The sequence below is a fragment of the Marseilla massiliensis genome, from assembly GCF_016899955.1.
Lineage (GTDB): Bacteria > Bacteroidota > Bacteroidia > Bacteroidales > Bacteroidaceae > Prevotella > Prevotella intestinigallinarum.
This window is the reverse complement of the sequence record NZ_JACJJL010000093.1, coordinates 1-604: the sequence shown is the minus strand read 5'-3', so window position 1 is coordinate 604 and position 604 is coordinate 1. Positions and strand designations below refer to the sequence as shown.

The window sequence follows — 604 nt, the reverse complement described above, 5'->3', positions numbered from 1 at the left end:
CAAGACATTGATTTCCCCTTATCGCAATCGGAAATAGAGAAGTATGAAAGCCGCGTTCGTATACAACGACTTCCCGATGTTAATATCACCCATGCTGATGCTTATCGAATTAAAACACAGCAACCCGTTTATTCACCGCAGACAAAACGAATTGTGGTTGATGTAATCAATGTGAACGGACCAACGGCAGAACTGGCATACCATCATCTGAAACAATGGAAAAACGGACAATGGGTCAGTTTCCCCTTTATAGACAATTTCGGCTTTGCTGGCGTAGGCAGGAATTTATCCAAAGGTGACACGTTACCCGAATATATTCACGTGTCTGAATTCAAATATCCATTAAAGCCGAATAAGTATCAAGTGAATTTTTATGTGTTAGCCAACATATACACTTATTGTGAGCTGACAAACGGAAACATCATGCCTGTAAAGGAGACAGAAATGGATGGGGCTTTTATTTTCAAGGTTTTGCCATCAGCTAATGACTCTATTCGCATTCTGTTTGAGAACCATTCGAATCTGGATGTTCAACCCGTTTTCTTGCCAAGTGTAGGTACAGATGAATTGTATATGGCGCATCCGTTTGCCCGTTCCGGTTGGA

General features: G+C 41.4%; 1 protein-coding gene. It reads left to right on the top strand.

Annotation, left to right across the window (positions count from 1 at the left end; translation table 11 throughout):
* A partial coding sequence (locus H6B30_RS16045; protein WP_205112247.1) for a hypothetical protein occupies positions 1-604 on the top strand: 604 nt, incomplete at both ends.